The sequence below is a fragment of the Gluconobacter frateurii genome, assembly GCF_002723955.1.
GTDB lineage: Bacteria > Pseudomonadota > Alphaproteobacteria > Acetobacterales > Acetobacteraceae > Gluconobacter > Gluconobacter frateurii.
Genome location: NZ_BEWN01000009.1, coordinates 2501 through 5407, shown reverse-complemented (window position 1 = coordinate 5407; position 2907 = coordinate 2501). Strand labels below are relative to the sequence as shown.

At 54.9% G+C, this 2907-nt stretch carries 2 rRNA genes (1 of these 2 running past the window's edge); both read right to left on the bottom strand.

The features are described 5' to 3' along the window. Positions 1-93: 93 nt before the first annotated feature. Positions 94-208 (bottom strand): 5S ribosomal RNA (rrf, locus tag GFR01_RS15480). Positions 209-288: 80 nt separating this feature from the next. After that, positions 289-2907 (bottom strand): 23S ribosomal RNA (locus tag GFR01_RS15475) (it continues 118 nt past the right edge of the window).

Here is a 2907-nt window from a genome sequence, read left to right as displayed (position 1 = left end):
TTCAGGTTATGAGCCTGACGAGCTACCGGGCTGCTCCACCCCGCGGTGGTGTAATGTGATGTTGGTGATTGTGGTTTGTGAGTGGGCTAGGGGACCTGGCGGCGACCGACTTTTCCGCACCTTGAGGTGCAGTATCATAGGCGCTGAGGGATTTCACGGCCGAGTTCGGGAAGGGATCGGGTGTAGGGCCCTCGCAATGGCCACCAGGTCTTCTAGCCCACCCAGTCTTTTTGAGAGTGGGCGGAGGTTGGTGATGAGTGAGTGTGGCTGATTTCTGTGCATGTGTTTGATGTGAGGATTATGAGCGATTAGGACCGGTTAGCTGCATGCATTACTGCACTTTCACACCCGGCCTATCGACGTGATGGTCTATCACGGCTCTATGAGACCTCGTTTTGAGGTGGGTTTCCCGCTTAGATGCTTTCAGCGGTTATCCCGTCCATACTTAGCTACCCGGCTGTGCCACTGGCGTGACAACCGGTGCACCAGAGGTATGTTCATCCCGGTCCTCTCGTACTAGGGACAAATCCTCTCAAGTCTCTTACACCCACGGCAGATAGGGACCGAACTGTCTCACGACGTTCTAAACCCAGCTCACGTACCACTTTAATCGGCGAACAGCCGAACCCTTGGGACCTGCTCCAGCCCCAGGATGTGATGAGCCGACATCGAGGTGCCAAACCTCCCCGTCGATGTGGACTCTTGGGGGAGATCAGCCTGTTATCCCTAGAGTACCTTTTATCCGTTGAGCGATGGCCCGTCCACGTGGGACCACCGGATCACTATGGCCGACTTTCGTCTCTGCTCGAACTGTCATTCTCGCAGTCAGGCGGGCTTATGCCATTGCACTCGACAGCCGGTTTCCGACCGGCCTGAGCCCACCATCGCGCGCCTCCGTTACACTTTGGGAGGCGACCGCCCCAGTCAAACTGCCCACCATGCAGGGTCCCGGACCAGGCTTACTGGTCTCGGTTAGACATCAGAAAAATTCAGGGTCGTATTTCAAGGGTGGCTCCACCGGTGCTGGCGCCCCGGCTTCAAAGCCTCCGACCTATCCTACACAGGATTTTCCTGATGCCACTGCAAAGCTGCAGTAAAGGTTCATAGGGTCTTTCCGTCTGACCGCGGGTACCCCGCATCTTCACGGGGAATTCAATTTCGCTGAGTCGATGCTGGAGACAGTGGGGAAGTCGTTACGCCATTCGTGCAGGTCGGAACTTACCCGACAAGGAATTTCGCTACCTTAGGACCGTTATAGTTACGGCCGCCGTTTACCGGGGCTTCAATTCAATGCTTGCACATCTCCTCTTAACCTTCCGGCACCGGGCAGGCGTCAGGCCCTATACGTCATCTCACGATTTCGCAGAGCCCTGTGTTTTTACTAAACAGTCGCTACCCCCTGGTCTGTGCCACCCAATCATGGTTGCCCACGGTTGGGTCTCGTTTATCCCGAAGTTACACGAGCAATTTGCCTAGTTCCTTCAGCATCGTTCTCTCAAGCGCCTTGGTATTCTCTACCAGTCCACCTGTGTCGGTTTCGGGTACGGTCTATACGCCAGAGCTATTTCCTGGAATGGTCAAAAAGCCTGTTCAATCCGTTAAGGACAGACAACATTTCCCATTCGTCACTTCTGGCAGGCCTAGGAATATTCACCTAGTTCCCATCGACTACGGCTCTCGCCCTCGCCTTAGGGGCCGGCTCACCCTGCGTGGATTAACCTTGCGCAGGAACCCTTGGACTTTCGGCGACAGTGTTTCTCGCACTGTTTGTCGCTACTCATGTCAGCATTCGCACTTCCGATATCTCCAGAGGGGGTCACCCCGCCTCCTTCGCAGACTTACGGAACGCTCCGCTACCGCGCATTCATAAGAATGCACCCACAGCTTCGGCACGTGGCTTGAGCCCCGTTACATTTTCGGCGCAGGGTTTCTAATAGACCAGTGAGCTATTACGCTTTCTTTAAAGGATGGCTGCTTCTAAGCCAACCTCCTGGTTGTTTTGGAATCCCCACATCCTTTCCCACTTAGCCACGATTTAGGGGCCTTAGCTGGTGGTCTGGGCTGTTTCCCTCTCGACAATGGACCTTAGCACCCACTGTCTGTCTGCCGGGCTATACTCCTGGGTATTCGGAGTTTGGTTAGGTTTGGTAAGGCTTTGGGCCCCCCTAGCCCATCCAGTGCTCTACCCCCCAGGGTAAACACCCGACGATCTACCTCAATAGATTTCGCGGAGAACCAGCTATCTCCGAGTTTGATTGGCCTTTCACCCCTAGCCACAGCTCATCCCCGACTTTTTCAACAGGCGTGGGTTCGGCCCTCCAGTGCGTGTTACCGCACCTTCAGCCTGGCCATGGCTAGATCACTCGGTTTCGGGTCTTCTGCCAGCAACTCAGTCGCCCTATTCAGACTCGCTTTCGCTACGCCTACACCTAACGGCTTAAGCTCGCTGCAAACAGAAACTCGCTGACCCATTATACAAAAGGTACGCCGTCACCCCATAAGAGGCTCCGACTGCTTGTAGGCGTCCGGTTTCAGGTCTCTTTCACTCCCCTTATCGGGGTGCTTTTCACCTTTCCCTCACGGTACTTGTTCGCTATCGGTCACTAAGGAGTATTTAGGCTTGGAGGGTGGTCCCCCCATGTTCAGACAGGGTTTCACGTGCCCCGCCCTACTCGAATCCTCACCAAGACACTACGCATACGGGGCTATCACCCATTCTTGCCGGACTTTCCAGACCGTTCTGCTTCTTCTTGGTAAGGCATTGGCCTGCTCCGCGTTCGCTCGCCACTACTAGCGGAATCTCTGTTGATGTCTTTTCCTCCAGGTACTGAGATGTTTCAGTTCCCCGGGTTTGCCTCATGCACCTATGTATTCAGTACATGATCCTCTTGCGAGGGGGTTGCCCCA